The sequence below is a fragment of the Blautia sp. HCN-1074 genome, from assembly GCF_037890165.1.
In the GTDB taxonomy this organism is placed as follows: domain Bacteria; phylum Bacillota; class Clostridia; order Lachnospirales; family Lachnospiraceae; genus Blautia_A.
On the sequence record NZ_JBBKBP010000021.1, the window covers coordinates 27,175 to 51,369 of the forward strand.

General features: G+C 41.6%; 25 protein-coding genes and 1 riboswitch. Of the genes, 24 read left to right on the forward strand and 1 reads right to left on the reverse strand.

Translation table 11 applies throughout. The features are described 5' to 3' along the window. The first annotated feature begins 66 nt into the window (after positions 1 to 66). The 9 genes from WKT11_RS15310 (at position 67) to WKT11_RS15350 (ending at position 9,211) form a co-directional block, all read left to right on the forward strand. The gene (locus tag WKT11_RS15310) at positions 67 to 1,494 is read left to right on the forward strand and encodes a C40 family peptidase (protein WP_118136432.1); all 1,428 of its coding nucleotides are present in this window, start codon (positions 67 to 69) and stop codon (positions 1,492 to 1,494) included. 408 nt (positions 1,495 to 1,902) lie between these two features. Next, positions 1,903 to 2,268, forward strand: coding sequence for a BMC domain-containing protein (locus tag WKT11_RS15315; RefSeq protein WP_117844608.1), 366 nt, complete (start codon positions 1,903 to 1,905; stop codon positions 2,266 to 2,268). Between the two features lie 11 nt (positions 2,269 to 2,279). Continuing rightward, positions 2,280 to 2,708 carry a BMC domain-containing protein gene (locus WKT11_RS15320; RefSeq protein WP_117674433.1) on the forward strand — a complete coding sequence of 143 codons (429 nt, stop codon included), beginning with the start codon at positions 2,280 to 2,282 and terminating at the stop codon, positions 2,706 to 2,708. Between the two features lie 42 nt (positions 2,709 to 2,750). Further along, positions 2,751 to 3,257, forward strand: coding sequence for a EutP/PduV family microcompartment system protein (locus tag WKT11_RS15325; protein ID WP_117674434.1), 507 nt, complete (start codon positions 2,751 to 2,753; stop codon positions 3,255 to 3,257). A 139-nt stretch (positions 3,258 to 3,396) separates the two neighbouring features. After that, positions 3,397 to 3,590: riboswitch (cobalamin riboswitch) on the forward strand. Positions 3,591 to 3,924: 334 nt separating this feature from the next. Continuing rightward, positions 3,925 to 4,248, forward strand: coding sequence for a cysteine-rich small domain-containing protein (locus WKT11_RS15330; protein WP_118246993.1), 324 nt, complete (start codon positions 3,925 to 3,927; stop codon positions 4,246 to 4,248). Between the two features lie 626 nt (positions 4,249 to 4,874). Continuing rightward, positions 4,875 to 7,172, forward strand: coding sequence for a C1 family peptidase (locus tag WKT11_RS15335; protein ID WP_340285188.1), 2,298 nt, complete (start codon positions 4,875 to 4,877; stop codon positions 7,170 to 7,172). 22 nt (positions 7,173 to 7,194) lie between these two features. Beyond that, positions 7,195 to 8,241 (forward strand): hypothetical protein, encoded by a 1,047-nt coding sequence (locus WKT11_RS15340; protein ID WP_118246992.1) that lies wholly within the window; start codon positions 7,195 to 7,197, stop codon positions 8,239 to 8,241. 302 nt (positions 8,242 to 8,543) lie between these two features. Next, positions 8,544 to 8,927, forward strand: coding sequence for a hypothetical protein (locus tag WKT11_RS15345; RefSeq protein WP_117674437.1), 384 nt, complete (start codon positions 8,544 to 8,546; stop codon positions 8,925 to 8,927). 98 nt (positions 8,928 to 9,025) lie between these two features. Then, positions 9,026 to 9,211 (forward strand): hypothetical protein, encoded by a 186-nt coding sequence (locus WKT11_RS15350; RefSeq protein ID WP_118590456.1) that lies wholly within the window; start codon positions 9,026 to 9,028, stop codon positions 9,209 to 9,211. 170 nt (positions 9,212 to 9,381) lie between these two features. Here the strand turns inward: WKT11_RS15350 and WKT11_RS15355 are convergent, their stop codons facing one another. Next, entirely contained in the window at positions 9,382 to 10,110 is a 729-nt protein-coding gene (locus WKT11_RS15355; RefSeq protein WP_340285189.1) for a phosphatase, read from the reverse strand. Positions 10,111 to 10,511: 401 nt separating this feature from the next. On the opposite strand from WKT11_RS15355, the gene WKT11_RS15360 reads away from it, so the two are divergent. From WKT11_RS15360 to WKT11_RS15430, 15 genes are all read left to right on the forward strand, one after another. After that, positions 10,512 to 13,037 carry a glycyl radical protein gene (locus WKT11_RS15360; protein WP_118516541.1) on the forward strand — a complete coding sequence of 842 codons (2,526 nt, stop codon included), beginning with the start codon at positions 10,512 to 10,514 and terminating at the stop codon, positions 13,035 to 13,037. A gap of 43 nt (positions 13,038 to 13,080) precedes the next feature. After that, positions 13,081 to 13,872 (forward strand): glycyl-radical enzyme activating protein, encoded by a 792-nt coding sequence (locus tag WKT11_RS15365; RefSeq protein ID WP_117674441.1) that lies wholly within the window; start codon positions 13,081 to 13,083, stop codon positions 13,870 to 13,872. A 191-nt stretch (positions 13,873 to 14,063) separates the two neighbouring features. After that, positions 14,064 to 14,927, forward strand: coding sequence for a class II aldolase/adducin family protein (locus WKT11_RS15370; RefSeq protein WP_117674442.1), 864 nt, complete (start codon positions 14,064 to 14,066; stop codon positions 14,925 to 14,927). A gap of 29 nt (positions 14,928 to 14,956) precedes the next feature. Beyond that, positions 14,957 to 16,345: an aldehyde dehydrogenase family protein gene (locus tag WKT11_RS15375; RefSeq protein WP_008705584.1), complete on the forward strand. Its 1,389-nt coding sequence runs from the start codon at positions 14,957 to 14,959 to the stop codon at positions 16,343 to 16,345. 71 nt (positions 16,346 to 16,416) lie between these two features. Beyond that, a complete protein-coding gene (locus tag WKT11_RS15380; RefSeq protein WP_117674443.1) occupies positions 16,417 to 17,634 on the forward strand; it encodes a zinc-binding dehydrogenase in 1,218 nt (405 codons plus the stop codon). Positions 17,635 to 17,661: 27 nt separating this feature from the next. Then, positions 17,662 to 17,976, forward strand: coding sequence for a BMC domain-containing protein (locus tag WKT11_RS15385; RefSeq protein ID WP_117674444.1), 315 nt, complete (start codon positions 17,662 to 17,664; stop codon positions 17,974 to 17,976). Between the two features lie 71 nt (positions 17,977 to 18,047). Continuing rightward, entirely contained in the window at positions 18,048 to 18,323 is a 276-nt protein-coding gene (locus tag WKT11_RS15390; protein ID WP_008705581.1) for a BMC domain-containing protein, read from the forward strand. A gap of 31 nt (positions 18,324 to 18,354) precedes the next feature. Beyond that, positions 18,355 to 18,663, forward strand: coding sequence for a BMC domain-containing protein (locus tag WKT11_RS15395; RefSeq protein WP_117674445.1), 309 nt, complete (start codon positions 18,355 to 18,357; stop codon positions 18,661 to 18,663). Between the two features lie 212 nt (positions 18,664 to 18,875). Beyond that, entirely contained in the window at positions 18,876 to 19,154 is a 279-nt protein-coding gene (locus tag WKT11_RS15400) for a BMC domain-containing protein (protein ID WP_005427721.1), read from the forward strand. Positions 19,155 to 19,223: 69 nt separating this feature from the next. Further along, positions 19,224 to 19,835 (forward strand): phosphate propanoyltransferase, encoded by a 612-nt coding sequence (pduL, locus tag WKT11_RS15405; RefSeq protein ID WP_445291951.1) that lies wholly within the window; start codon positions 19,224 to 19,226, stop codon positions 19,833 to 19,835. A gap of 137 nt (positions 19,836 to 19,972) precedes the next feature. Then, positions 19,973 to 20,239 carry a EutN/CcmL family microcompartment protein gene (locus WKT11_RS15410; protein WP_026648404.1) on the forward strand — a complete coding sequence of 89 codons (267 nt, stop codon included), beginning with the start codon at positions 19,973 to 19,975 and terminating at the stop codon, positions 20,237 to 20,239. Positions 20,240 to 20,243: 4 nt separating this feature from the next. Beyond that, complete coding sequence (locus WKT11_RS15415; RefSeq protein ID WP_117674447.1) at positions 20,244 to 21,572, forward strand: 4Fe-4S dicluster domain-containing protein; 1,329 nt, start codon at positions 20,244 to 20,246, stop codon at positions 21,570 to 21,572. A gap of 16 nt (positions 21,573 to 21,588) precedes the next feature. Beyond that, positions 21,589 to 22,137 carry a BMC domain-containing protein gene (locus tag WKT11_RS15420; RefSeq protein ID WP_117674448.1) on the forward strand — a complete coding sequence of 183 codons (549 nt, stop codon included), beginning with the start codon at positions 21,589 to 21,591 and terminating at the stop codon, positions 22,135 to 22,137. An 82-nt stretch (positions 22,138 to 22,219) separates the two neighbouring features. Beyond that, complete coding sequence (locus WKT11_RS15425) at positions 22,220 to 22,984, forward strand: DeoR/GlpR family DNA-binding transcription regulator (RefSeq protein WP_117674488.1); 765 nt, start codon at positions 22,220 to 22,222, stop codon at positions 22,982 to 22,984. A 24-nt stretch (positions 22,985 to 23,008) separates the two neighbouring features. Then, positions 23,009 to 24,160 (forward strand): 1-propanol dehydrogenase PduQ, encoded by a 1,152-nt coding sequence (locus tag WKT11_RS15430; protein ID WP_117674449.1) that lies wholly within the window; start codon positions 23,009 to 23,011, stop codon positions 24,158 to 24,160. Positions 24,161 to 24,195: the final 35 nt, after the last annotated feature.

The window sequence follows — 24,195 nt, forward strand, 5'->3', positions numbered from 1 at the left end:
AGAATTAACTTAGATATTACAAAAGGATTACGAGATAGAAAGAAAATGTTACGAGGGTGAGAATTCATGAAGAAAAGAATTATATGTCTTACATTAGCACTGCTTATGACAGCAACACAGGTAGTCAGTGTAAGCGCTTCAAGAGAGGATGAATTAAGAGAAGAGCAGGCGATTACAAGCCAGCAGCTTGATGCAACTTATTCCAGAATGGATGAGCTGGCATATGCGAAATCACAGCTTGAGAATGAGATTTCCGAACTGGATTCCAATCTTGTAAGTGTTATGGTTTCTATCGATACTCTTAAAGGAGATATCGATAATAAAGAAGTAGATATTATCAGAACAAAACAGGATCTGGCGAAAGCTCAGAAGGCAAGAGATAAACAGTATGAGAGTATGAAGAAACGTATCCAGTGCTTATATGAACAGGGCGGAGATACAGCATGGTTCCAGATGATGCTTAATTCAGATGATCTCAGCGAGCTTCTTACACGTGCTGAGAACACACAGCAGATGTATGAACAGGACAGAAAGAACCTTGATAAATATGTAAATACGATCAATGAAGTAAATAATCTTAAGACACAGTATGAATCTGATAAGGCAGAGCTGGAGGAGATGAAGGCTTCTTATGAAGAACAGTCTTATAATCTTCAGTGTCAGATTGATGCGAAGAAAGCTGAATCTGCAGATTATGAAAATGAAATTGCCTATGCACAGCAGCAGGCTACAGAATATGCAAACCTGTTAGCAGAACAGACAGCTGAAATCCAGAGACTGGAAGCTGAGAGAATTGCAGCAGAAGAAGAGGCAAGACGTCAGGCTGAGGAAGAAGCTGCAAGACAGGCCGCAGAGGAAGCAGCTGCTGCAGAAGCCGCTGAACAGGAGCAGGAATCTGAATCAGAAGATAATGTGGAATATGACGAAGACGGAAATGTAATAGAGAACTCAGATGATGAGAGTGAAGAGTCCGATTCAGAAGAAGATGTAGAGTACGACGAGAACGGGGATGTTGTTGACAGTGGTACATCTTCTGATGATGTAGAGTACGATGAGTATGGCAATGTAATTGATTCTGATAATACAGTATCAGCAGATGATTACGAGAGTGAACAGTCATCTGGCTCAGACAGTTCTTCTTCCTATTCCGGATCAGGATCTTCTGTTGTAGATTATGCTACACAGTTTGTTGGTAATCCATATGTATGGGGAGGCACAAGCCTTACAAATGGAGCTGACTGTTCAGGATTTGTTCAGAGTGTATATGCAAACTTTGGTGTAAGCCTTCCGAGAACTTCTTATGAACAGCAGAACGCAGGTACAGAAGTTTCTTATGCAGATGCACAGCCGGGAGATCTGATCTGCTACGGTGGACATGTTGCAATTTACATGGGTAATGGACGTATCGTTCATGCATCCAACTCCGTAGATGGTATCAAGATCAGTGATAATGCAGCATACAGAACAATTGTTTCTGTAAGAAGACTGGTGTAATGACAGAGCGTATATTGATCTGATAATACATCGGGGTAATTAAATAAGTATAAATAATTAAATACAAATAGGGGTGAAAGGGAGTACTGATAAAAGGGGTCAGTGCTCCCTTTCGTTTTCTGCGTAAGATTTTACCAATTATTAAATGGATTTTACCTTGACATAAAATTATTTGGATAGTACAGTTTAAGTAACTGTTAGATAAATTCAGCCAGATTTCAGATAAACTCAGATAAGCTGTGGGATGTCTGACTGGCATGGAAAATGGCTGATATAGCAAAGTGCAGCAAAATAAAATGAGAATATCTGATTGAAGGTTACTGCGCGTTTGATTGTGGGATAGGAGTGTGTGAACAGTAATGCCAGATATCTCAATAGATAGAAGAGAGTGAAAGCGAGGAAAGACAGATGGCAAATGACCATGTAGAACATATAAGAATTGTACAGGAAACGGTTGCAGGTAAGGAAATTACCTTTGCACATGTAATGGGTGGTCCTGCTCCGATCATATATCAGAAGCTGGGATTGAATCCGCAGGTAGATTACCGTTCTTCTGCGATTGGAATCATGAATATGACACCGCCAGAATCTGCTGTGATCGCATCAGATATTGCAGTCAAGAGTGGAAATGTTTATCTGGGATTTGCAGACCGTTTTACAGGTACGCTGATTATTACAGGAGAGATTTCTGATGTAATGTCAGCAATGACAGAGGTTGTGGATTATTTCAGAGATACATTAGGCTATGTAGTCTGTGACATTACCAAGAGATAGGAAGTGCTTTGATGGCAGGGATGACGACAAAAGAATTATTGGAGAAGCTTTATCATGAGGACTATGAGAAGCTGAAAGGAAAGAAACTTCGCATGACCAGAGTGAGAGTTCCTGGCAAGGAAGTATGTCTGGCACATGTGATCAATCCATCTCAGAGTTGTATCTATCAGAATCTGGGACTTCATATAGGAGTCCATGAAGGAGAGGACCATACAGGGGAGGCGATAGGAATGATTCGCTTTACACCCTGGGAAGCAGTAGTTGTAGCGGCTGATGTGGCAGTAAAAAGTGCGAATGTAGAGATTGGCTTTATGGATCGTTTCAGTGGTTCACTGATTCTTACCGGAGGGCTGACAGAGGTTCAGACGGCAGTAGAAGAAGTCGTGAGATTTTTTAAAGAGGTATTAAAGTTTAAAACCTGTGCGATTCACAGAAGCTAGCATAGCCTATATTGGGAGAGCTGAAAGGAAAGAATACAAAATATGAAGAAGATATTTTTGATGGGCAGAAGCGAGGCTGGGAAAACTTCGCTTACGCAGGCTTTGAAAGGAGAAAAACTTCATTACATAAAAACACAGTATACAAATACGAACGATGATACGATTGATTCTCCAGGTGAGTATGCGGAATCTAAACATTTCAGTGTCGGGCTTGCATGCTTTTCATTTGAGGCAGATGTGATCGCTATGGTGCAGTCGGCAGATGAGCCTTTCAGCCTTTTTGGATATGGAAGTAATTCGTTTATTCTCAGACCACTGATTGGGATTATAACAAAGATAGATTCTCCATATGCAAATGTACCGATGGTACGACAGTGGATGATTAATGCAGGATGTGAACGTATTTTTCTGGTAAATAATGTTACCGGAGAAGGAATCGATGAGCTGAAGGAATATCTGGAGGAAGACCTTCCGCAGATTAGTCTGGAAGAAGCGAAATACAGACAGAGCCTGGGTTTAAATGAATGGGAACCCTTGCCAGAGAATTAAATATTATTTACTTCATAAGTTGCCAGAGTAGGATGGAAGTAATTCGTCATTAGAATAAGGATAACCGAAGAAATATAAAATTATATTGATAAATAGTTGACATTCTCATTACAAAATGTTACTATACAGTCAGTATAATTCCATACAGAACATATTAAGTGCTGATACTGTTTAAGAAACAGTACAGAAAGAGGGAATCAGGTGAGAAACCTGAGCGATCCGGTCACTGTAACAGAGGAGCAAATCTCAGAATGTCCATTGTGCCATAGCATGAGAAGGAGAGAGGAGCGATGAGCCTGGAGCCAGGAAACCTGCTTGGTATGGCGAGGTTAAACTTCCGTGTAAAGTGTAACAACCAACTCCGTTGAATCCGCAGCTTCGGAGTGTTGTCTGCTTTTATTTGAAGGCAGACATTTTTTATGGAATGCGCCTGTTCTTTATGAATTATACATGATTAAATGGCAGGCGATACTACTTCGGATTTATTCGTTCCCTCCGCGCACTCATGAACGGATTTTTTTCTACCCCGGGGTAGCATCGCTCCCTCTTATAATTACGTAATTTAAGAAATGCTGTAATGAATTTTTGATACTTTGTTATGCGAAGAGTGATTGATGATTCATTAGAGTATTTTTTTATATTATGTATGAGAAAGAAGGAAAAAGAAATGGAGAAACCTTATTGGGAGGGAAAAGAGTATTCTTATTTCAGCCATAAAAAATGCGAGTATTTTCCATGCCATAAGAATGCAGATCCGGATGATTTTAATTGTCTGTTCTGTTATTGTCCACTATATGCGCTGGGAGATAAATGCGGAGGGAATTTTCGATATACAGAGAATGGGATAAAGGATTGCACAAATTGTATGCTTCCACATAAAAGAAAAAGTTATGGTTATATTACGGGAAAATATCAGGAACTGTCGACGCTGATGAAGAAAATAAGAGAAAATGAGCAGACAGAGACCAAAATACCTCGAGGAATAAAATAAATTTGTGTGAAAAGCGGGAATGTGTCAGATTAGCCCAGATAAACGGGAACGATTTTTATTGTAATATACAATTAAGTTTGTTAGAATAAATACAACAAAAGAGAAGATCTGAAATGAAATAATACAGTTGTTGGAACAACCGGCAGCTAATATCTTCTTAAATATCAAAAACTTGAACGGATTTTTGTGTAAATTATTTTACATACACTCATGCACCGTTCGCACACTTTTCACCTGAACAAAAGAGAATGCGGCACAGGCATTTGACATCTTTTCCTGCCGGTATTTTTTCTGACTGGCAGAACCGGACATTTCTATTTTCTATATGTTTCCTCCTTGAAGCAAGAGTTCCATTGCCGAGGAAAAATTTTTTGGAATTTTATGCATGATTTGTATAGAGGATAAGAGGAGGAGTTCTTTTACTGTTATTAACAGAAGAAAAATAGATTGTAAAGATACAAGGTTGGAAGATATATTTGCTACATAGAACCGCCGGAAAGCATGAAGTTGCTATCTGGCGGTTTTGGTGTAACAGGAAATTTTACAAAGCAGGATTCTATATTGAAAAATGAAATTAAAAATGATACAATGCTATTATCTTTAAACATGGAGGAATTATCAGACATATGAAAAAAAGAACTACTGCTATACGTGTGCTATCGGCTTTTTTGACATCTGCCATGATTTGCGGTTCGATACCTGTAAAAGGTCAGGAGATGTTTGGAACTGGTATATATCAGGAAACGGAAGCAGAGGATATAGAAGAATTTCAGGATTCTCAGACAAATGATTTTGAGACAAATACGGAATCAGATACGGAATCAGATACAGAAGTATTTTCGTCTGACGATACAGAACAGGATTTCCAGGATGGGGAGACGTTGCAGGAGAATACAGAGGGAATCCGATATATCAAAGGACGACCGTTAACAGAAGAGGAGAAAGAAGAGCAATTAGAACCGTTTAAAAATCTGACATTACTAGATCCGGGACCAGAGGTGGAAAGTGATCTGACATCTGTTTATGCTGCCTATGGAAGCAGGGCCGCAGCCTTTTCATCTTATTATGATTCCAGACAAAAGGGACTGGTTACTTCTGTAAAAGATCAGCATCCATTTGGAACGTGCTGGGCATTTGGAATGGCAGCAATCATGGAGTCCTCTTTGCTGGCACAGAACAAGGGGACGTATGACTTGTCAGAGGAGCATCTGTCATATTTCTTTTCCAACAGGCAGAATGATCCGTTAGGAAATACTGCCAATGATATAAATTCTGTATTGGGAAATTACCATAATATAGGTGGCAATGATTACCTGGCGGCAGTTTTTCTCAGCACATGGTCAGGTATGACTACAGAGACAGATGTGCCGTTTCCTACAGACTCCTCACATAAACAGGATCTGACTGAGGCAATATCCGAAGATAAAGCGTACCATGCGGCTGCATATCTGAAAAATGCATCGTTTTCTGAATATAGCGAGGAGCGCATGAAAGAAATGTTGATGAATGATCATGCAGTATCTATCATGCTGTATATGTCGGAAAATTATGTCAATGCAGATACAGCGGCGTATTGTTACCCTGTAAACAGAACTTCGGGAAAAATAATCAATCACATTGTAACAGTAGTGGGATGGGATGATAATTATTCCAAAAACAATTTCCTGTCCAGTTCTAATGTGACACAGGATGGTGCCTGGATTATAAAAAACAGCTGGGGAAATCAAAAAGGTGATGATGGATACTATTATCTTTCTTATCAGGATCCAAATATCAGCAACCTGGTAACGGCAGAGGCAGTGACGATTGCAGATCAGAAATATAAAAATAATTATTTTTATGATGGATCTTCAGCGATTTCTTCTATAAAAGTACAGCCGGGACAATCAGTGGCTGCTGTTTACGAGGCAAAGGCTGGTAATGGAAAAGAAGAGGCGTTGGGCGAAGTTAATGTAGTTACCATGAATGATAATGCTTCTTATAAGATTCAGATATACACAGATATCACAGATCCTTCTGATCCGGAAAGCGGTACAGCTGCATATGCGACACCTTATGAATTTGAACAGCCGATCGCCGGAGTGCAGACGATTACAGTGCCGGAAGTGGTTTTGAAACAGGGAAGCCGTTATTCGGTGGTGATTACAAATGCTGGAATCAGCTATATCAGCTTCGGAGTGGAAGCAAATGCCAGCTATAGGACTTCGGGAGGCAGTAACTGGTTTTCTTCCACGGCAGGGATAGAGAATAATCAGACATTTCATAAAAGCGCAGCGGCTACAGCGAAATGGTCAGATGGAAAGACTAAAAACTGGTCGGCAAGAATTAAGGCACATACAAGAACGTTAAGTCAATCCTGGGTACCGGATACACCGGTATTTCAGGTGAAGGCATATAATTCAGGATATAATCTTGTCTCATGGAAAGAAGTTCCTCAGGCGTCAGGATATTATGTTTACAGAAAACCTGCAACAGGTGGCTCATGGTCAAGAATTGCAACAGTTAAGAATTCAGTACTTCAATATAAAGACAGTAAGGTTACGGCGAATGCATCGTATCGATATACTGTACGGGCATACTATCAGGCAAATGGGAAAAATTATTTAAGTAAGTATACAACAGGCCCTGTGATTAAGGCGGCACCGGCATTACAGAAGGTTTCTTCTGTGAAATCAGAAACGAACGGAATCCGCATTCGTTGGAGTACACAGAAGAAATGTGACGGATATTACATTTATAGAAAGAAAAAAGGTGGATCTTATCAACTGATCAGGAAAATTTCTGATAAAAATTTCTCATCATATCTGGACAAAAAAGCCCAAAAAGGTGTATCATACTACTATGCGGTAAAAGCATATGTAAAAGAACCTTATGGAAACACTTACAGCAAATATAAGAGCTCATCTGCTGTAAAAAGAAAATAATAAATGATGAAGGAAAATGATTATGAAGAGAAAGTTAGGGGCAATAATAGCGACAGCTTTATGTTTTATCCTGACAGCGGTATCTGTTTACGCTGATGATGGGAAAAGCCAGAATCCGGATTATGTGACAGATTATTACATGATCGTGCAGAGCGCGCAGGGTGGCGTGGATATTTATGATGAGGCAGCTCCACAGAGCGTGAAATTAAATGACAAACAGATTCCAAATGGCACAGCGATTCATGTGCTTGGTGAAAAAAGCGGGACAGATAATAATGAATGGGCGTATACCCAATACCATGGAATGAATGGATATGTTCCAATGGGAGATTTGAATCCGGCTACCAGAGATGAAGCAATAGATAAGGAATATAATACTTTTGGCGGTAAAGATGTTGATTTCGAAGTAAAAATTCAGGGAAATGGTGTAAACGTACCGGTTTATAACGGACCTGGAGAGAAATTTGATGAAGTTTCAGGTTCAAATGGTATTGCGGATGAGACAACCGTACATATTTCTCAGTATGTCCAGGGCGAAGATGGAACAAACTGGGGAAAAGCAGATACACAGGGTGTTGATCAGGGTTGGATTAATCTTGACCGCGATACAGACTACACAACTGAGAATGCTCCGGCAGCTGAGAATCTTCCGGATGCGACAGGTACATCAGGAAATGTTCCAGCGGCAGCTGATGAGGTTACACCGACGCCAACAGAGGCAGTAACCCCGACACCGGAAGCAACCCCGACACCGAAGGCAACGCCTACACCAGAAGCAACACCAACAGAAAAGGCAACCCCGACACCGGAGGCAACTCCGACGGAAGAAGCGACACCAACACCAGAGGCAACTCCGACAGAAGAAGCTACCCCGACACCGGAAACTGTAGAAACAGAGAAACCTGATTCAACAGATGAAAAGAAAGCCAGTGAAGAACAGACAGAGAAAACATCTGGAAAGAATGTGAAGTCAGATTCAGGAATGAAGAATCCTGTAATCTGGATCAGTGGTATTGGCATTATTCTGATTGTAATATTACTGATCTATTTCCTTAAGAAGAAAAAATAAATAAAAATTAATGAAATCAAAGAGCAGCTCACCGGATGGTGAAGCTGCTCTTTTTGGAAAAATGTGTGTGTATAATTGAGACATTCTGAGGAAACCTCGAATAGTCTTAATTAACAAAAAATGTTAACTTGTGTGTGCAAGTATAGTTTACAACTTTTTGCTGGATTAATCAAACTAAATTTTGAAGAAATTTTGGCTACGTTACTGAGAACGGAGTGAACAGTAATGTAACGCTTGCACAATACCGGAGGCGCACGTATAATAGGAGCAGGTGAAAATACAAGGGTGAGGTAGAAAAGACTATGAAAATAACGGAAGAACTGCTGGAGAAGATGAAAGTTGAAGATGAAAACTTTTCGGATGGACTGATTTTACCAGATGGCGATTACATAAGAATTCCAAAGGGCCATCTTCATGGCATGATGGCGCTGCTTCCATGGACGGAAGATGAAATATGGAAAATGATTCCTGAAAATGATTCTCCGTTATTCTGGCTGATTGAGAAAACGGGCTGTGTTCTGACTGATTATAATAATTCCATAGGAATGAAAATGACGGTTGCTCAGCAGAAAGTATTTGATGCAATGAGAAAACATGGGATACTTACAGATGACTATTACGATCTGACAAAACAAAGAGAGAAAGCCAGAAAAGAAAGAGAACAGAATACAAGAGTAGAAGCCTGAACAGTAGAAGATAACGGAAAAAACATTGGGGTATAAAATGAAAATAATGTGACGATCGATTAATTTTAAGAGATGGATCGTTATAAAGAAATAAATGTATGGAGGGTGTAATAAATGGAAAGACGCGCATTTGCAATGCAGGTAAAGGACGGCATGATGAACGAAAAGCTACAGTGGAATGGGAAACCAGGCAACTTGGAATCATGGACTGGATTACCAATGATGTAGACTGGATGACAGGAGAATGGCATCCGGCATGCAGAAGACTCGCATGGCATAACTGACAGAAAAATAGATAGCAAATATAAAAGCAAGTATAAAAGAGCAACACTTTGGAATTATGAAACTAATAATTCCGGAGGTTGCTCTTCTTGTTTTGCGTAGAAATAAGTTGATGGTATCTCCTTTTTAAATATGTACACCATCTACTTGTTTGTGGATGCGAGACTATTCTTTACGAAACAATGTATTCGCGAGTTTGAAGAAAAATTTTCAATTTAGGAATCTGATTATTGAGGATAAGCGCTTCCGGAAACATTGCCTGATGAACAAACCCGGCAGAATATGTAAAATCTCCGATGTGTTCTTTGCCATGGCTGTCACTGGACAAGATGATTGGAATATTATATTTCCGGCAGTAATACAGGATTCTGGCTGTGTTTAATCTGGTATCGCCCCGGTAACCGTAAGGAGCAAGAGAAGCTTCGTTTATTTCAAAAATTACATTTTCCTGTAAAGCTGTTTTTGCTAAAGTTTCATAATCTACCGGAAAATGTGTGTCATCGCAGTGACCGAGGATTTTTACAGCAGGATATTTCATTGCATTGATATAAGCCTGTGTATTCTGACTGACAGAGCCTGAACGGTAATTCTGACGGTGCATACTGATAATTGCATAATCCAGTTTATCAAGCAGCTCCTCTGACAGATCAATATGTCCTTCTACATCAAGGATATTTAATTCAACTCCATAAAGAATATCTATGCCAAATCTCTTCTTCGGGCAAAAAGGAAGACTGCGGAAATAAGAGGAAGTACCGGAAGCGAAAGTACCAGGACCATGATCGGAAATTCCAAGAAGTTTCAACCCTTTTTTGCTGGCTGTTTTTGCCATATCAGAAATCGTACAGTCAGTGCCATGACCGCTGGCAATGGAATGTGTGTGGATATCGGAAAGATACATTTTTTTTCTTCCTTTCGGTATAGATTTTTGCATTAATTGTGAAGCTAGCGTGGGCCATACTAGGATATACGGCGCGAATTTATGTGATTAGCATAAATTTTGTGTATTACGAGAAATATTACTGAACACGGAGTGAACAGCAACATATTTTATGCTATAAGTATGACAGATGAGAAATGGAAAGTCAATCAGAAAACAAAATAAAAACAACCAAAACAGGACAAAAAATAAATATAAAACAACATAAAAGGATGATAAAAATATGTTGATTTATGTTGACTCTGTAAATGCCATAAGGTATAATGGAACTATATGAAAACATGGGGGCTTATTGCTGATCAATGACAGCGATAGCACTGTTTACTTATGCGTAGACAGTTACTTCATGAGAAAGGAGCAACATGGAAAAATTTCAAACATCAGACATTCCCAAATCTCCCAGAATCCAGAAACTGGTAGATGCATTATATGCAAATATGCCAGTGATCGAGTCTGCCAGAGCGAAGCTGATCACGGAATCCTATAAGGAAACGGAAGGAGAACCTATTATTACCCGCAGAGCGAAAGCTTTTGCCCATATTCTTCGCAATATTCCTATTATTATCCGTGATGATGAACTGATCGTAGGAAGTAGTACGATCGCACCAAGAGGATGCCAGACATTCCCGGAATTCTCTTATGAATGGCTGGAGGCTGAACTGGATACTGTTGCAACAAGAACAGCAGATCCATTTGAAATCGCAGAGGAGACTAAGGCTGAACTGAGGGAGGCAGATAAGTACTGGAAGGGAAAAACAACCAGCGAGCTTGCTACTTCCTATATGGCACCGGAAGCGATCAGAGCGATCGAACACAATATTTTTACACCTGGTAATTATTTCTACAATGGAGTAGGACATGTTACTGTAAAATATTGGGAAGTGCTGGAAATTGGATTTGAGGGAATTATGGCTAAGGCTCAGAAAGAGCTGGATAACTGTAATGTGGGTGATGGCGATTATGCCAGAAAATCTCATTTCCTTGAGGCAGTGATCTTAAGCTGTCAGGCAGTGATGGACTATGCAGACAGATACGCACAGCTTGCAAGAGAAATGGCAGGACAGACCAGTGATCCGGTCAGAAGACAGGAATTACTTGTGATTGCAGAAAACTGCAGCAAGGTACCAGCAAAGGGTGCCCGGGGCTTCTATGAAGCATGCCAGTCTTTCTGGTTTGTACAGCAGTTGATTCAGATGGAGTCCAGCGGACATTCTATTTCACCGGGACGTTTTGACCAGTATATGTATCCATATTATAAGAAGGATATGGAAGCAGGTACAATCACCCGTGAGTTTGCACAGGAATTGATGGATTGTATCTGGGTGAAATTTAATGATCTGAACAAATGCCGTGATGCAGCCTCAGCAGAGGGATTTGCAGGATACAGCCTTTTCCAGAATCTGATCGCAGGAGGTCAGAATAAAGAGGGAGAAGATGTAACAAACGATCTTTCTATTATGTGTATCCAGGCATCTATGCATGTTCATCTGCCGGCACCATCACTTTCAGTGAGAGTATGGAATGGTTCCCCGCATGAATTCCTGATCAAGGCAGCAGAGCTTACCAGAACAGGAATTGGGCTTCCGGCATACTACAATGATGAAGTGATCATTCCGTCATTGCAGAACAGAGGATTATCCCTGGCTGATGCCAGAGAGTACAATATCATTGGCTGTGTAGAACCTCAGAAAGCAGGTAAGACAGAGGGATGGCATGATGCGGCGTTCTTTAACATGTGCAGACCACTGGAACTTGTTTTTGCCAATGGTATGGATAAAGGTGAGATGGTGGGAATCCCTACAGGTGATGTCACAGAGATGAAAACTTTTGATGAGTTTTTTGATGCATATAAGAAACAGATGGAATACTGTATTTCACTGCTTGTAAATGCAGACAATGCTATTGATGTGGCTCACGCTGAGAGATGTCCGCTACCATTCCTTTCCTGCATGATAGATGATTGTCTGAAAGAAGGCAAATCTGTTCAGGAAGGCGGAGCTGTTTATAACTTTACAGGTCCTCAGGGATTTGGAATTGCCAATATGGCAGATGGGCTTTTTGCAGTCCGTAAACTGGTCTATGAGGATAAGAAAGTGTCCATGAAAGAACTGAAAGAAGCACTTGCATGGAATTATGATCAGGGACTTGATGCTCAGTCAGCAGGAGATATTGCCCAGCTTGTTATGAAGGCAATGCAGAAGGCTGGCAAAAATGTAGATGCTTCTACAGCAGAAACACTTCTGAGAACACTTATCGGAATGAAACCGGGAGAACAGAAGACTCAGAGATTTAAAGAGATCCATGATATGATCGATGAGGTTCCGAAGTTTGGAAATGATATTCCGGAAATTGATTATTTCGCAAGAGAGGTTGCCTATACATATACAAAACCGCTTCAGAATTACAGCAATCCAAGAGGCGGTATGTTCCAGGCTGGTTTATACCCTGTATCTGCCAATGTACCGCTGGGCGGACAGACAGGTGCCACACCTGATGGAAGATATGCGCATACACCTGTTGCAGATGGTGTTTCGCCGTCTGCAGGCAAGGATGTGAAGGGACCTACAGCTGCAGCAACTTCTGTATCCAGACTGGATCATTTTATTGTATCCAACGGAACGCTCTTTAACCAGAAATTCCATCCATCTGCATTGTCAGGAAGAGAAGGACTGGAGAAATTTGTTGCGTTGATCCGTTCTTACTTCGATCAGAAGGGAATGCATATGCAGTTTAATGTAGTAGACAGAGAGACTTTGCTGGATGCACAGAAACATCCTGAGAAATACAAACATCTGGTAGTGCGTGTGGCTGGCTACAGTGCACTGTTCACTACACTTTCCCGTTCGCTCCAGGATGATATCATTCGCCGTACAGAACAGGGATTCTGATCCGAACGATAAGAATATATAAGAGCTGAAGAGAGGAAAAAGCATGGACTATTTGGATACAAAGGGCAGAGTGTTTGATGTCCAGCGATATTCCATTCATGATGGACCGGGCATAAGGACAATCGTATTTCTGAAGGGATGTGTCCTGCGGTGCAAATGGTGCTGTAATCCGGAATCTCAGGAATATAAGATCCAGACAATGAAGGTTCTGGGAGAAGATAAGATCATCGGACGTGACGTGACAGTCAGAGAGATGATTGAAGAGGTGGAGAAAGACAGGGCATATTATTACCGCTCAGGCGGAGGAATGACTCTTTCAGGTGGAGAGTGCCTGTGTCAGCCTGAGTTTTCGGCGGCTCTTCTGAGAGCTGCAAAGGAGAGAGGAATTTCTACTGCGATTGAGAGTATGGCCTGTGCGAAATGGGAAACCATCGAGATGATCCTGCCGTATCTTGATACTTATTTAATGGATATCAAACATACAAATACAGAGAAACATAAAAAATTTACAGGACGTTCCAATGAATTGATGATGGAAAATGCCAGAAAGGTGGCCCTTTCAGGAAAGACAAATCTGGTAATCCGCGTGCCTGTGATACCTACGTTTAATGATACAGTTGAAGAAATCCAGGGGATTGCAAGGTTTGCGGATACTCTTCCCGGAGTAAATAAGATCCATCTGCTTCCATATCACAGACTTGGACAGGATAAATATGAAGGACTGGGGAGAGCGTATCCCATGGGAGATATTGAACCGCCGTCTAAAGAACATATGGAAACGCTGAAAAAAGCAGTGCATGCAGTCAGCGGCCTGGACTGTCAGATTGGTGGCTGAGGATATGCAGCCCGAAAACATATGTGATAGCAGATGAAGTGTCGAAAAACAAAAAAACAAACAAAAACAACATAAAATAAAATATAAAAACAACATAAAACAACGGAATCGTATTGACTTTTTATGACTGATGATGTATAATTTCAAATAGAAATGCCAACCAAACAAATGCCTTAAGGAGGAAAAAAAGCATGGTAAACGAATACGAAATCAAAAAACAGATCTGTGACATCGGAAGAAGAATTTACAACCGTAACATGGTAGCTGCAAATGATGGAAACATCTCTGTAAAACTGAATGACAATGAATTCCTTTGCACACCTACAGGTGTATCCAAAGGTTTCATGACACCGGACTTTATCTGTAAAGTAGACAGAGAAGGAAATGTGATCCAGGCAAATCCGGGATTCAAACCATCTTCTGAAATCAAAATGCACATGAGAGTTTATGAGAAGAGACCGGATGTTGGTTCTGTTGTACATGCTCATCCGATTTATGCAACATCTTTTGCAATTGCAGGTATTCCGCTGACACAGCCGATCATGCCGGAAGCTGTTATCTCTCTTGGATGCGTTCCGATCGCTGAATATGGTACACCATCTACAATGGAGATCCCGGACAACCTTGAGAAATATCTTCCATATTTCGATGCAGTTCTTCTTGAAAATCACGGAGCACTGACATGGAGCACAGACTTAAATGCAGCTTACATGAAAATGGAATCTGTAGAGTTCTACGCACAGCTTCTGTATCAGTCAAAAGTTCTTGGCGGACCTAAGGAATTTGATGAGAAGAACATTGAGAAACTTTATGAAATTCGTCGTAAATTCGGTATGGCTGGTAAACATCCGGCAAACCTCTGCCTGAACAAAGACGGCAAGAACTGCCATAACTGCGGTGGAGCATGTCAGGACGGAGAATTCAAGAAATTCCCTGGATATCAGTATGATTTCGTTGGTGGCGATTCCAAACCGGCAGAGAATAATGCTGCATCTGATGCACAGTTAGTTGCTGAGATTACAAAACAGGTAATGGCTCAGTTAGGAATGAAATAAGAGCATAGATAATCAAGGAGGACAGTCTCATGCCAATTAATGAGAATATGGTACAGGAAATTGTACAGGAAGTTATGGCAAAAATGCAGATAGCAGACGCTCCGACTGGCAAACATGGCATTTTTAAAGAAATGAATGATGCAATTGAAGCTGCCAAGAAATCACAGCTTATTGTAAAGAAAATGTCCATGGATCAGAGAGAAAAAATTATTACCTGCATTCGTAAGAAAATAAAAGAAAATGCAGAAGTAATGGCACGCATGGGTGTGGAAGAGACCGGTATGGGAAATGTAGGAGATAAGATTCTCAAACATCATCTCGTAGCTGATAAGACACCAGGAACAGAAGTTATTACAACAACTGCATGGTCAGGAGACAGAGGATTAACTCTTATTGAAATGGGACCTTTCGGTGTGATCGGTGCTATTACTCCATGTACTAATCCAAGTGAAACAATTTTATGTAATACAATGGGAATGCTTGCAGGAGGAAATACAGTTGTATTTAATCCTCATCCGGCAGCAATCAAGACTTCCATTTATGCGATCAATCTTCTGAATGAAGCATCATTAGAGTCCGGCGGACCGGATAATATTGCGGTTACCGTAGAGAAACCTACTCTTGAAACCAGCAATGTAATGATGAAACATAAAGACATCCCGCTTATTGCAGCAACCGGCGGACCTGGAGTTGTAACTGCAGTTCTTTCTTCAGGCAAACGTGGCATTGGTGCAGGTGCAGGAAATCCTCCGGCACTTGTTGATGAAACAGCTGACATTCGTAAAGCGGCAACAGACATTGTAAACGGATGTACATTTGATAACAATCTTCCATGTATCGCAGAGAAAGAAATCGTAGCAGTTTCTTCTATCGTAGATGAGCTGATGCATTATCTTGTAACTGAGAATGACTGTTATCTTGCATCTAAAGAAGAACAGGATAAACTTACAGAAGTAGTTCTGGCAGGCGGAAAACTGAACCGTAAATGTGTTGGACGTGATGCAAGAACACTCCTTTCCATGATCGGAGTAAATGCACCTGCAAATATCCGCTGCATCGTGTTTGAGGGACCAAAGGAACATCCTCTGATCACTACAGAGCTTATGATGCCAATCCTTGGTGTTGTAAGAGCGAGAGATTTCGATGATGCAGTAGAGCAGGCAGTATGGTTAGAGCATGGCAATCGTCATTCAGCACATATTCATTCAAAGAATATTGATAATATCACAAAATATGCGAAAGCAATCGATACAGCAATCCTTGTAAAGAATGCTCCATCTTATGCAGCATTAGGATTTGGCGGTGAAGGTTATTGTACATTTACGATCGCAAGCCGCACAGGTGAAGGTCTTACATGCGCAAGTACATTTACCAAGAGAAGACGCTGCGTAATGGCAGACAGTCTCTGCATTCGCTAAAAACAGAATGTCAGGGTCAGAAAGCATTTGCTCTTTTGGCCCTGGTATCAGAAAAGTAAGGGAGAAAGAACATGGACATGAATAATGTAAATATAGAAGAAATCGTGAAACAGGTTCTCTCCGGCATGACAGGAAACGCACCGGCAGCAACAGCAGCACCGGCAGCATCAACTGGAATCCCGAAGACAGCCAGAGTAGCTGTATTAACTGAAAAAGAGCATTTTGAACTGAAAGAATATCCAATCCCTCCACTTGGAGATGATGACATTCTTGTTAAAGTTGAAGGATGCGGTGTGTGCGGTACAGATGCACATGAATTCAAGAGAGATCCATTTAACCTGATCCCTGTAGCACTTGGACATGAAGGTACAGGTGAGATCGTGGCAATGGGTAAAAACGTTAAAGTGGATACAGCAGGAAAACCTGTAAAGGTTGGCGATAAAGTCGTTACCTGTATGATCTTCAAAGATGATCCTGATATCACAATGTTCGACCTGAACAAGAAAAATGTAGGCGGAGCTGATGTATATGGTCTTCTTCCGGATGATGATGTACATCTTAACGGATGGTTCTCTGATTACATCTTCTTAAGAGGTGGAAACTTCGGAACAACATTCTTTAATGTAAGCGATCTGGATCTGGATTCAAGAATCCTTATCGAGCCATGTGCAGTACTTGTACATGCAGTAGAGAGAGCTAAAACAACAGGAATCCTGCGTTTCAACAGCAGAGTTGTAGTTCAGGGCTGCGGACCTATCGGTCTGATCTGTATCGCAGTACTTCGTACTCTGGGTATTGAGAATATCTGCGCAGTAGACGGAAATGAAAAACGTCTTGAGTTTGCCAAGAAAATGGGAGCTGATACAAGCGTTAACTTCATGAACTGCAAAGGTATCGATGAACTGACAGAAGCTGTAAAGGAAGCACAGGGTGGACATCTTGCAGACTTTGCATTCCAGTGTACAGGAAATCCGAAAGCTCATGCAAATATCTACAAATTTATCCGCAATGGCGGTGGTCTCTGTGAACTTGGCTTCTTCATCAATGGTGGAGATGCTACTATCAATCCACACTTTGACCTCTGCTCTAAAGAAATCAACCTGGTTGGTTCCTGGGTTTACACACTCAGAGATTATGTAACAACATTTGATTTCCTTAAGAGAGCAAAAGCAATCGGCCTTCCAATGTCTGAACTGATCACAGATAAATTCCCGTTAGAGCAGATCAATGAAGCTCTTCAGACTAATCTGGCAATGACAGGACTTAAGATTGCGGTTGTGAATAAATAACAGACCTGGCAATAGAGGAGAAACAAAATGGCAGAAGCTGTAGGAATTTTAGAGGTATTCGGGCTGGTAACAGCCTTTGTAGCAGGCGATGCCGGATGTAAGGCGGCAAATGTCCGCATGGAGGTTTTTGATAAGAATAAACCAGCCAATGCTGACAGCCTGCCGGTACCGCTCCTTGTCTGCATTAAATTCAGAGGAAGTGTAACTGATGTTACAGCAGCTGTGGAAGCAGGCATGGAAGTTGCAAACAGAATGACTGGTGTGGTACAGCACTATGTAATTCCGAACCCGGAAGAGGGAACGGCAAAAATGCTGAAAATCAGTGCCCTGGATAAGGAATAGCAGTTGCATATCCTTCGGGTATCAGTTAGAATAGAAACAGACAATTAGTGTAGATTCAGGAGGAAGATAAAATGGCACAGGAAGCATTAGGAATGGTAGAAACCAGAGGACTTACAGCAGCGATCGAAGCTGCAGATGCAATGACAAAGGCAGCTGAAGTCGCATTAGTAGGAACAGAGAAGATCGGATCCGGACTTGTAACAGTTATGGTTCGCGGAGATGTTGGAGCTGTTAAGGCAGCAGTAGAAAGCGGAAGTGCAGCTGCTTCCAGACTTGGTGAATTAGTAGCTACACATGTAATCCCGAGACCTCATACAGACGTAGAGAAAATCCTTCCAAGCATCTGACCAGCAGATTAAGAAATAAAGGAGTTCGCTCATGAGTAAATCATACGGATTTATAGAAATCACAGGTGTTGTTGCAGCAATCGATGCTCTGGACATCATGTGCAAAACTGCAGACGTTGAGCTGGCGTCATGGGAACGTAAGCTGGGCGGACGACTGGTTACTATTATAGTTGAGGGCGATGTATCTGCAGTAACAGAGGCAGTAAATGCAGCTGTGGCAGGTGCAATCAAGAAACCGGCAAGTTATGCAGTGATTGCCCGTCCCCATGAAGAAACAGTCAAAATGGTGGAACTGAGTGCAAGTCGTTGGAAGAACAAGGATATGCAGGGGGATGAATGATGGCTGAAGAAAAGAAACCGGGAACAGGTGATACAGCCCCTGGAAAAGCGGCCGCTCGCAAAAAGACCAGGAGTACGGCAGGAAGAGCAAAAGCTTCTGTGAAAAAAGAAGAAAAAGTTCAGAAACCGGGTACAGCGGCTAAGGCAACAGATAAAACAGAATCCCAGATAGAAAAGATAACAGAAACATCATCTCATAAGGAGGAAAAAAGAATGACACAGGAAGCATTAGGAATGGTAGAAACCAGAGGACTTACAGCAGCTATCGAAGCAGCAGACCAGATGTGTAAAGCAGCTAACGTAGCATTAGTAGGAACAGAGAAAATCGGATCCGGACTTGTAACAGTTATGGTTCGCGGAGACGTTGGAGCTGTTAAATCAGCAGTAGAAAGCGGAAGCGCAGCTGCATCCAGACTTGGTGAATTAGTAGCTACACACGTAATTCCGAGACCACATACAGATGTAGAGAAAATCCTGCCTGTATTAAAATAATAGATCCGTCATTTCTGACAGAAAGCAGGTGTATTCTTGGAAACAAATAATATTGAACTGATTACCAGAATGGTTCTTCAGGCAATCGATAAGAATGAGAAAAAAGGCGATGGTTTCGTAGTTCCTATCGGAGTTTCTGCAAGACACATTCACCTGACACAGGAACATGTAGAAGCATTATTCGGACCTGGATATCAGCTTACAAAGAAAAAAGATCTGATGGGCGGTCAGTTTGCTTCTAATGAGACAGTTACCATTGTGGGACTGAAACTTCGTGCCATTGAGAATGTAAGAATCCTTGGACCTGTACGTAAAGCTTCACAGGTTGAAGTATCTGCTACAGATGCCATCAAACTTGGAATGAATGTTCCGGTCCGTGAATCAGGAGATGTTGCAGGAAGTGCACCGATAGCAATTGTAGGACCAAAAGGTGCTATTTATCTGAAAGAGGGATGTATCGTGGCAATGCGCCATATACACATGTCTCCGAAAGATGCACAGGCTGCAGGTGTTAAAGATGGTCAGATCGTATCAGTAAAAGCAGATAACGAAAGAGGAACAATTTTTAATCAGGTTAAGATCCGTGTGGATGACAGTTTTACACTGGAAATGCACATTGATACAGATGAAGCGAATGCAGCAAAAATTGCCACAGGCAATACAGTAACAATTATTAAATAACAATATCGGAGGGCCAAAGGTCAGAAAGCCGTTCGTGCCTGCACGATAAGGCTTTGGCCGGAAACCCTTGAATATTAATTTGGGGGCAGAATCTTTTGCCCCCAAAAGTCATTATAAGAAATAATTTGGAGGCTCATATGATCGTAGGCAAAGTTGTGGGAAGCGTGGTATCCACGCGAAAATGTGAAAAACTGATAGGAAGCAAATTTATGATTATCGAGCCTGTGCATCATATGAAAGGTGACCTCAGCCAGCTGGTGGCGATCGATATGATTGGAGCCGGAGTTGGTGAATATGTATTGGTGGCACAGGGAAGCGCAGCAAGAATTGGCTGCGGCGTAGAAACAGCACCGGTGGATGCGGCAATTGTTGGTATCATCGATGACGGTGCAGGATTGGAGTAACGCCATGGAAATCAAAGAATTACAAGATATTATACAGCAGAATGGTGTAGTGGGTGCCGGTGGAGCCGGATTCCCTACTTATATGAAGCTTACAGATAAAGCTGATACCATTCTTATGAACTGTGCAGAGTGTGAACCATTGCTGAAGTTACACAGACAGTTATTGGAGAAACATGCATATGAAATTATGAAAACATTCCATATGATCCAGGAGACTGTAGGTGCTTCTGAGGCAATTATTGGAATCAAGAAATCTTATGTACAGACAATACAGGCATTAAATCAGCATATTGAAGAATTTCCTGGAATGAGACTCCATCTTCTGGATGAAGTTTATCCTATGGGAGATGAAGTTGTGCTTATTTATGAGGCAACAGGACGTGTTGTAAGACCGGGAGGACTGCCGATCGAGCAGGGTGTGGCTGTATTTAATGTCGAAACAGTTTATAATGTATATCGTGCTGTAGAAGAAAAACAGCCGGTTACAGACAAATATGTGTCTGTTGTTGCAGAAGTAAGTGATCCTGTTACAGTACGGGTTCCGCTGGGATGCACCCTGGAGGAAGTTGTAGCTCAGGCAGGCAGCACAACAGTGAAGGATCCTGTTTATTTCGTAGGTGGTCCGATGATGGGCCGTATTGGAAATGGATCAGATCCTGTGACAAAGACAACAAATGCTATTCTGGTTTTACCAAAAGACCATCTTATTGTAGCGAAGAAACAGCGTACTTCTGCTATAGATTTAAAACGTGCAGCATCTATCTGCTGCCAGTGTAATACATGTACAGATTTATGTCCGCGACATAATCTGGGACATCCGATCGACCCTGCAAGATTTATGCGGGCTGCGTCAAACAATGATTTCAGAGATGTGAACCCATATATTGATGCTTCTTTCTGCAGCTCCTGTGGTGTGTGTGAAATGTATGCATGTCCTCAGAGTCTTGCACCAAGAACTCTTCTGGCAGATATGAAGGGTGGACTGAGAAAAGCAGGCATCCGCCCGCCTCAGGGAGTACAGCCAAAACCGGTACAGGAATCCAGAGAATACCGTAAGGTTCCGGAAGAACGTCTGATGGCACGTCTGGGACTTACAAAGTATGATAAGGATGCACCTCTGAAAGAAGAACTTGTACAGGTTAATAAAGTAAAAGTATTGCTGAGCCAGCATATCGGAGCACCTGCGCAGGCAGTTGTCAAAGCTGGTGATCAGGTAAGCAGAGGACAGATGATCGCACAGCCTGCACAGGGACTGAGCGTTGGAATCCATGCTTCTGTCAGCGGTAAAGTCACAGAAGTCACAGATAGTTATATTATCATTGCAGTAAAGTAGAAAGGACGTGCACAAAATGAGTAAAGCAATCGGAATGATTGAATTTAAAACCACAGCTACAGGCGTTACTGCAGCAGATGCTATGGTAAAAACATCTGAGGTAGAGATCGTCGAGGCACAGACCGTATGTCCTGGTAAATATATTGCAATTATTACCGGTGACTTAAGTGCTGTAAAAGCAGCCGTTGATACGGCAACAACTACATATGAGGATAAATGTATTGACAGTTTTGTACTGGGTAATCCTCATGAGTCAATTTTCCCTGCAATTTATGGAACCACACAGGTGGAAGATATCAGTGCGCTGGGAATTCTTGAAACATATGATGCGGCTTCCATTATTGAGGCAGCAGATCAGGCAGCGAAGACTGCGATCGTAGATCTGATCGAACTTCGTATTGCAAAAGGTATGTGTGGAAAATCTTATATGATGATCACAGGAGAAGTTTCAGCAGTAGAAGCATCCATAGAGAGAGCAAAAGAGTTTGTTGCTTCAAAGGGAATGTATCTGGATTCTTCAGTTATCGCACATCCTGACAGAAGAATGATAGACAGCTTATTATAAAAATTCCTGAGACTGTTCGGTGCTTATGCTGACAGATGATGCCGGACAGTTACAGAGTCTTCGAAAAAAGGAGGCAAAAAAGATGCTTGCGTTAGAGAGAAGAAATCAGATTCTTGAGAAACTGCAGATAGAGAAGCGGGTGGTGGTAAGTGAACTGAGCCAGCTGTATAAGGTTTCTGAAGAGACGATACGCCGTGATCTTGATAAACTGGAAAAAGAGGGACTTGCAATTAAAAGCTATGGCGGTGCTGTGATTAATGAGGATGTGAGTATCGATTTGCCTTTTAATGTCCGCAAGAATCAGAATGTAACAGGAAAGCAGAGAATGGCAGAACTGGCTGCTTCCCTTGTGAAGGACGGTGACCATATTTTTCTTGATGCCAGTACTACTGCAGTGTTTATTGCAAAGGCTTTGAAGGAAAGAGAAAGGCTTACTGTGATTACCAATTCCCTGGAGATATTGTTGGAATTGGCTGATGTATCCGGCTGGAATATTATTTCCACAGGAGGGGTCATGCAGGAAGGGTATCTTGCTTTTCTTGGATCTAAAACAGATGAGTCCATACGCTCTTATTATGTAGACAAAGTCTTTATCTCATGCAAGGCACTGGATCGGGAGTGGGGCATTATGGAATCTCAGGAAGCATTTGGTTCCACAAAGAGAGCAATGCTGAATTCCGGACGAAAAAGAATTCTGGTTATTGACAGTTCTAAATTTGATCAGACAGCATTTTCTGTCTGCGGCAGTGTGAAAGATATAGACGTTGTGGTGACAGATAAGAAACCTGCAGAACGCTGGAGAGCGTACTTCGAAGAAAAAGGAGTAGAGTGCAAGTATCCTGTCTGATACGGAAAAAAGGAGTATTAAATAATGAATACTTTCGAGATGAAAACAGCGATACATTTTGGTGATAATGCGCTGGAAAGATTAAAACAGATCCCGTATAAAAGGGTTCTGATCATTACAGATCCATTTGTTGTACAGAGTGGGATGATTGATTTGATCACTACTCCTTTAAACAGTGCTGGTATTGAGTATGACATTTTCCATGATGTTGTGCCGGATGCCCCTGTAGATAAGATTGCAGTAGGGGTAAAGAAATTTCTTGAGTATCAGCCGGAGGCTGTTGTCGCAGTTGGCGGAGGTTCTGCGATCGATTCCTCCAAAGCAATCAGAGAATTTGCATTAAAGATCAACAATTATGGAAAAGTAGGCCTGATCGCAATCCCGACTACAAGTGGTACAGGATCAGAGGTGACTTCTTTTGCAGTGGTAAATGATACAGCGGCACATGTGAAGTATCCGTTGATTTCAGACAGTCTGACTGCAGATGAAGCAATTCTGGATGCAGAGCTTGTAAAGAGTGTTCCGCCATCTATTACAGCGGATACAGGCATGGATGTATTCACACATGCGCTGGAATCTTATGTAAGTACAGCACATAATGAATTTTCTTCAGCACTTGCAGAGAAGGCGATAGAAATCTGCGGCGTATTTTTGTTGAGAGCATATCTGGACGGCAGTGATATGCATGCTCGTAATAAGATGCATGTAGCTTCCTGTCTGGCTGGGTTATCATTTAACACTGCCGGACTGGGAATCACCCACAGTATGGCACATCAGCTGGGAGCAATGTTCCATATTCCGCATGGAAGAGCAAATGCGATGCTTCTTCCGCATATCGTAGAATTTAATGCTGATATTAATAAACACAGTAAGAGTCAGAAAGAATATCTTCCGGCCGTAAAGAGATATGCAAATATTGCGCATATTCTTGGCCTGAGTAATTACAATAAGGTAATGACAGTGCGTTCTCTGGTGAACTGGATTCAGTTTATGCAGAAAGAAATGAATATTCCTCTGACGATACAGGAACTTGGAACGATTGCACCGGAAGAGTATTTCGCAGCAATTGACAAGATGGCAGAGGCAGCACTTGCAGATGCCTGTACTGTGAACAATCCAAGAGTTCCTACAAAAGAAGATATTGTAAAGATTTATACAAAATTATGGTCATTCTAAGGGAAGTGGGTCTGGCCTGAAATAAACCAGACCTT

Excerpts from the sequence above, each read along its gene's own strand:
- WKT11_RS15310 (WP_118136432.1), top strand. The coding sequence starts at position 67 with ATGAAGAAAAGAATTATATGTCTTACATTAGCACTGCTTATGACAGCA.
- WKT11_RS15315 (WP_117844608.1), top strand. The coding sequence starts at position 1,903 with ATGGCAAATGACCATGTAGAACATATAAGAATTGTACAGGAAACGGTT.
- WKT11_RS15320 (WP_117674433.1), top strand. The coding sequence starts at position 2,280 with ATGGCAGGGATGACGACAAAAGAATTATTGGAGAAGCTTTATCATGAG.
- WKT11_RS15325 (WP_117674434.1), top strand. The coding sequence starts at position 2,751 with ATGAAGAAGATATTTTTGATGGGCAGAAGCGAGGCTGGGAAAACTTCG.
- WKT11_RS15330 (WP_118246993.1), top strand. The coding sequence starts at position 3,925 with ATGGAGAAACCTTATTGGGAGGGAAAAGAGTATTCTTATTTCAGCCAT.
- WKT11_RS15335 (WP_340285188.1), top strand. The coding sequence starts at position 4,875 with ATGAAAAAAAGAACTACTGCTATACGTGTGCTATCGGCTTTTTTGACA.
- WKT11_RS15340 (WP_118246992.1), top strand. The coding sequence starts at position 7,195 with ATGAAGAGAAAGTTAGGGGCAATAATAGCGACAGCTTTATGTTTTATC.
- WKT11_RS15345 (WP_117674437.1), top strand. The coding sequence starts at position 8,544 with ATGAAAATAACGGAAGAACTGCTGGAGAAGATGAAAGTTGAAGATGAA.
- WKT11_RS15350 (WP_118590456.1), top strand. The coding sequence starts at position 9,026 with ATGGAGGGTGTAATAAATGGAAAGACGCGCATTTGCAATGCAGGTAAA.
- WKT11_RS15355 (WP_340285189.1), bottom strand. The coding sequence starts at position 10,110 with ATGTATCTTTCCGATATCCACACACATTCCATTGCCAGCGGTCATGGC.
- WKT11_RS15360 (WP_118516541.1), top strand. The coding sequence starts at position 10,512 with ATGGAAAAATTTCAAACATCAGACATTCCCAAATCTCCCAGAATCCAG.
- WKT11_RS15365 (WP_117674441.1), top strand. The coding sequence starts at position 13,081 with ATGGACTATTTGGATACAAAGGGCAGAGTGTTTGATGTCCAGCGATAT.
- WKT11_RS15370 (WP_117674442.1), top strand. The coding sequence starts at position 14,064 with ATGGTAAACGAATACGAAATCAAAAAACAGATCTGTGACATCGGAAGA.
- WKT11_RS15375 (WP_008705584.1), top strand. The coding sequence starts at position 14,957 with ATGCCAATTAATGAGAATATGGTACAGGAAATTGTACAGGAAGTTATG.
- WKT11_RS15380 (WP_117674443.1), top strand. The coding sequence starts at position 16,417 with ATGGACATGAATAATGTAAATATAGAAGAAATCGTGAAACAGGTTCTC.
- WKT11_RS15385 (WP_117674444.1), top strand. The coding sequence starts at position 17,662 with ATGGCAGAAGCTGTAGGAATTTTAGAGGTATTCGGGCTGGTAACAGCC.
- WKT11_RS15390 (WP_008705581.1), top strand. The coding sequence starts at position 18,048 with ATGGCACAGGAAGCATTAGGAATGGTAGAAACCAGAGGACTTACAGCA.
- WKT11_RS15395 (WP_117674445.1), top strand. The coding sequence starts at position 18,355 with ATGAGTAAATCATACGGATTTATAGAAATCACAGGTGTTGTTGCAGCA.
- WKT11_RS15400 (WP_005427721.1), top strand. The coding sequence starts at position 18,876 with ATGACACAGGAAGCATTAGGAATGGTAGAAACCAGAGGACTTACAGCA.
- pduL (WP_445291951.1), top strand. The coding sequence starts at position 19,224 with ATGGTTCTTCAGGCAATCGATAAGAATGAGAAAAAAGGCGATGGTTTC.
- WKT11_RS15410 (WP_026648404.1), top strand. The coding sequence starts at position 19,973 with ATGATCGTAGGCAAAGTTGTGGGAAGCGTGGTATCCACGCGAAAATGT.
- WKT11_RS15415 (WP_117674447.1), top strand. The coding sequence starts at position 20,244 with ATGGAAATCAAAGAATTACAAGATATTATACAGCAGAATGGTGTAGTG.
- WKT11_RS15420 (WP_117674448.1), top strand. The coding sequence starts at position 21,589 with ATGAGTAAAGCAATCGGAATGATTGAATTTAAAACCACAGCTACAGGC.
- WKT11_RS15425 (WP_117674488.1), top strand. The coding sequence starts at position 22,220 with ATGCTTGCGTTAGAGAGAAGAAATCAGATTCTTGAGAAACTGCAGATA.
- WKT11_RS15430 (WP_117674449.1), top strand. The coding sequence starts at position 23,009 with ATGAATACTTTCGAGATGAAAACAGCGATACATTTTGGTGATAATGCG.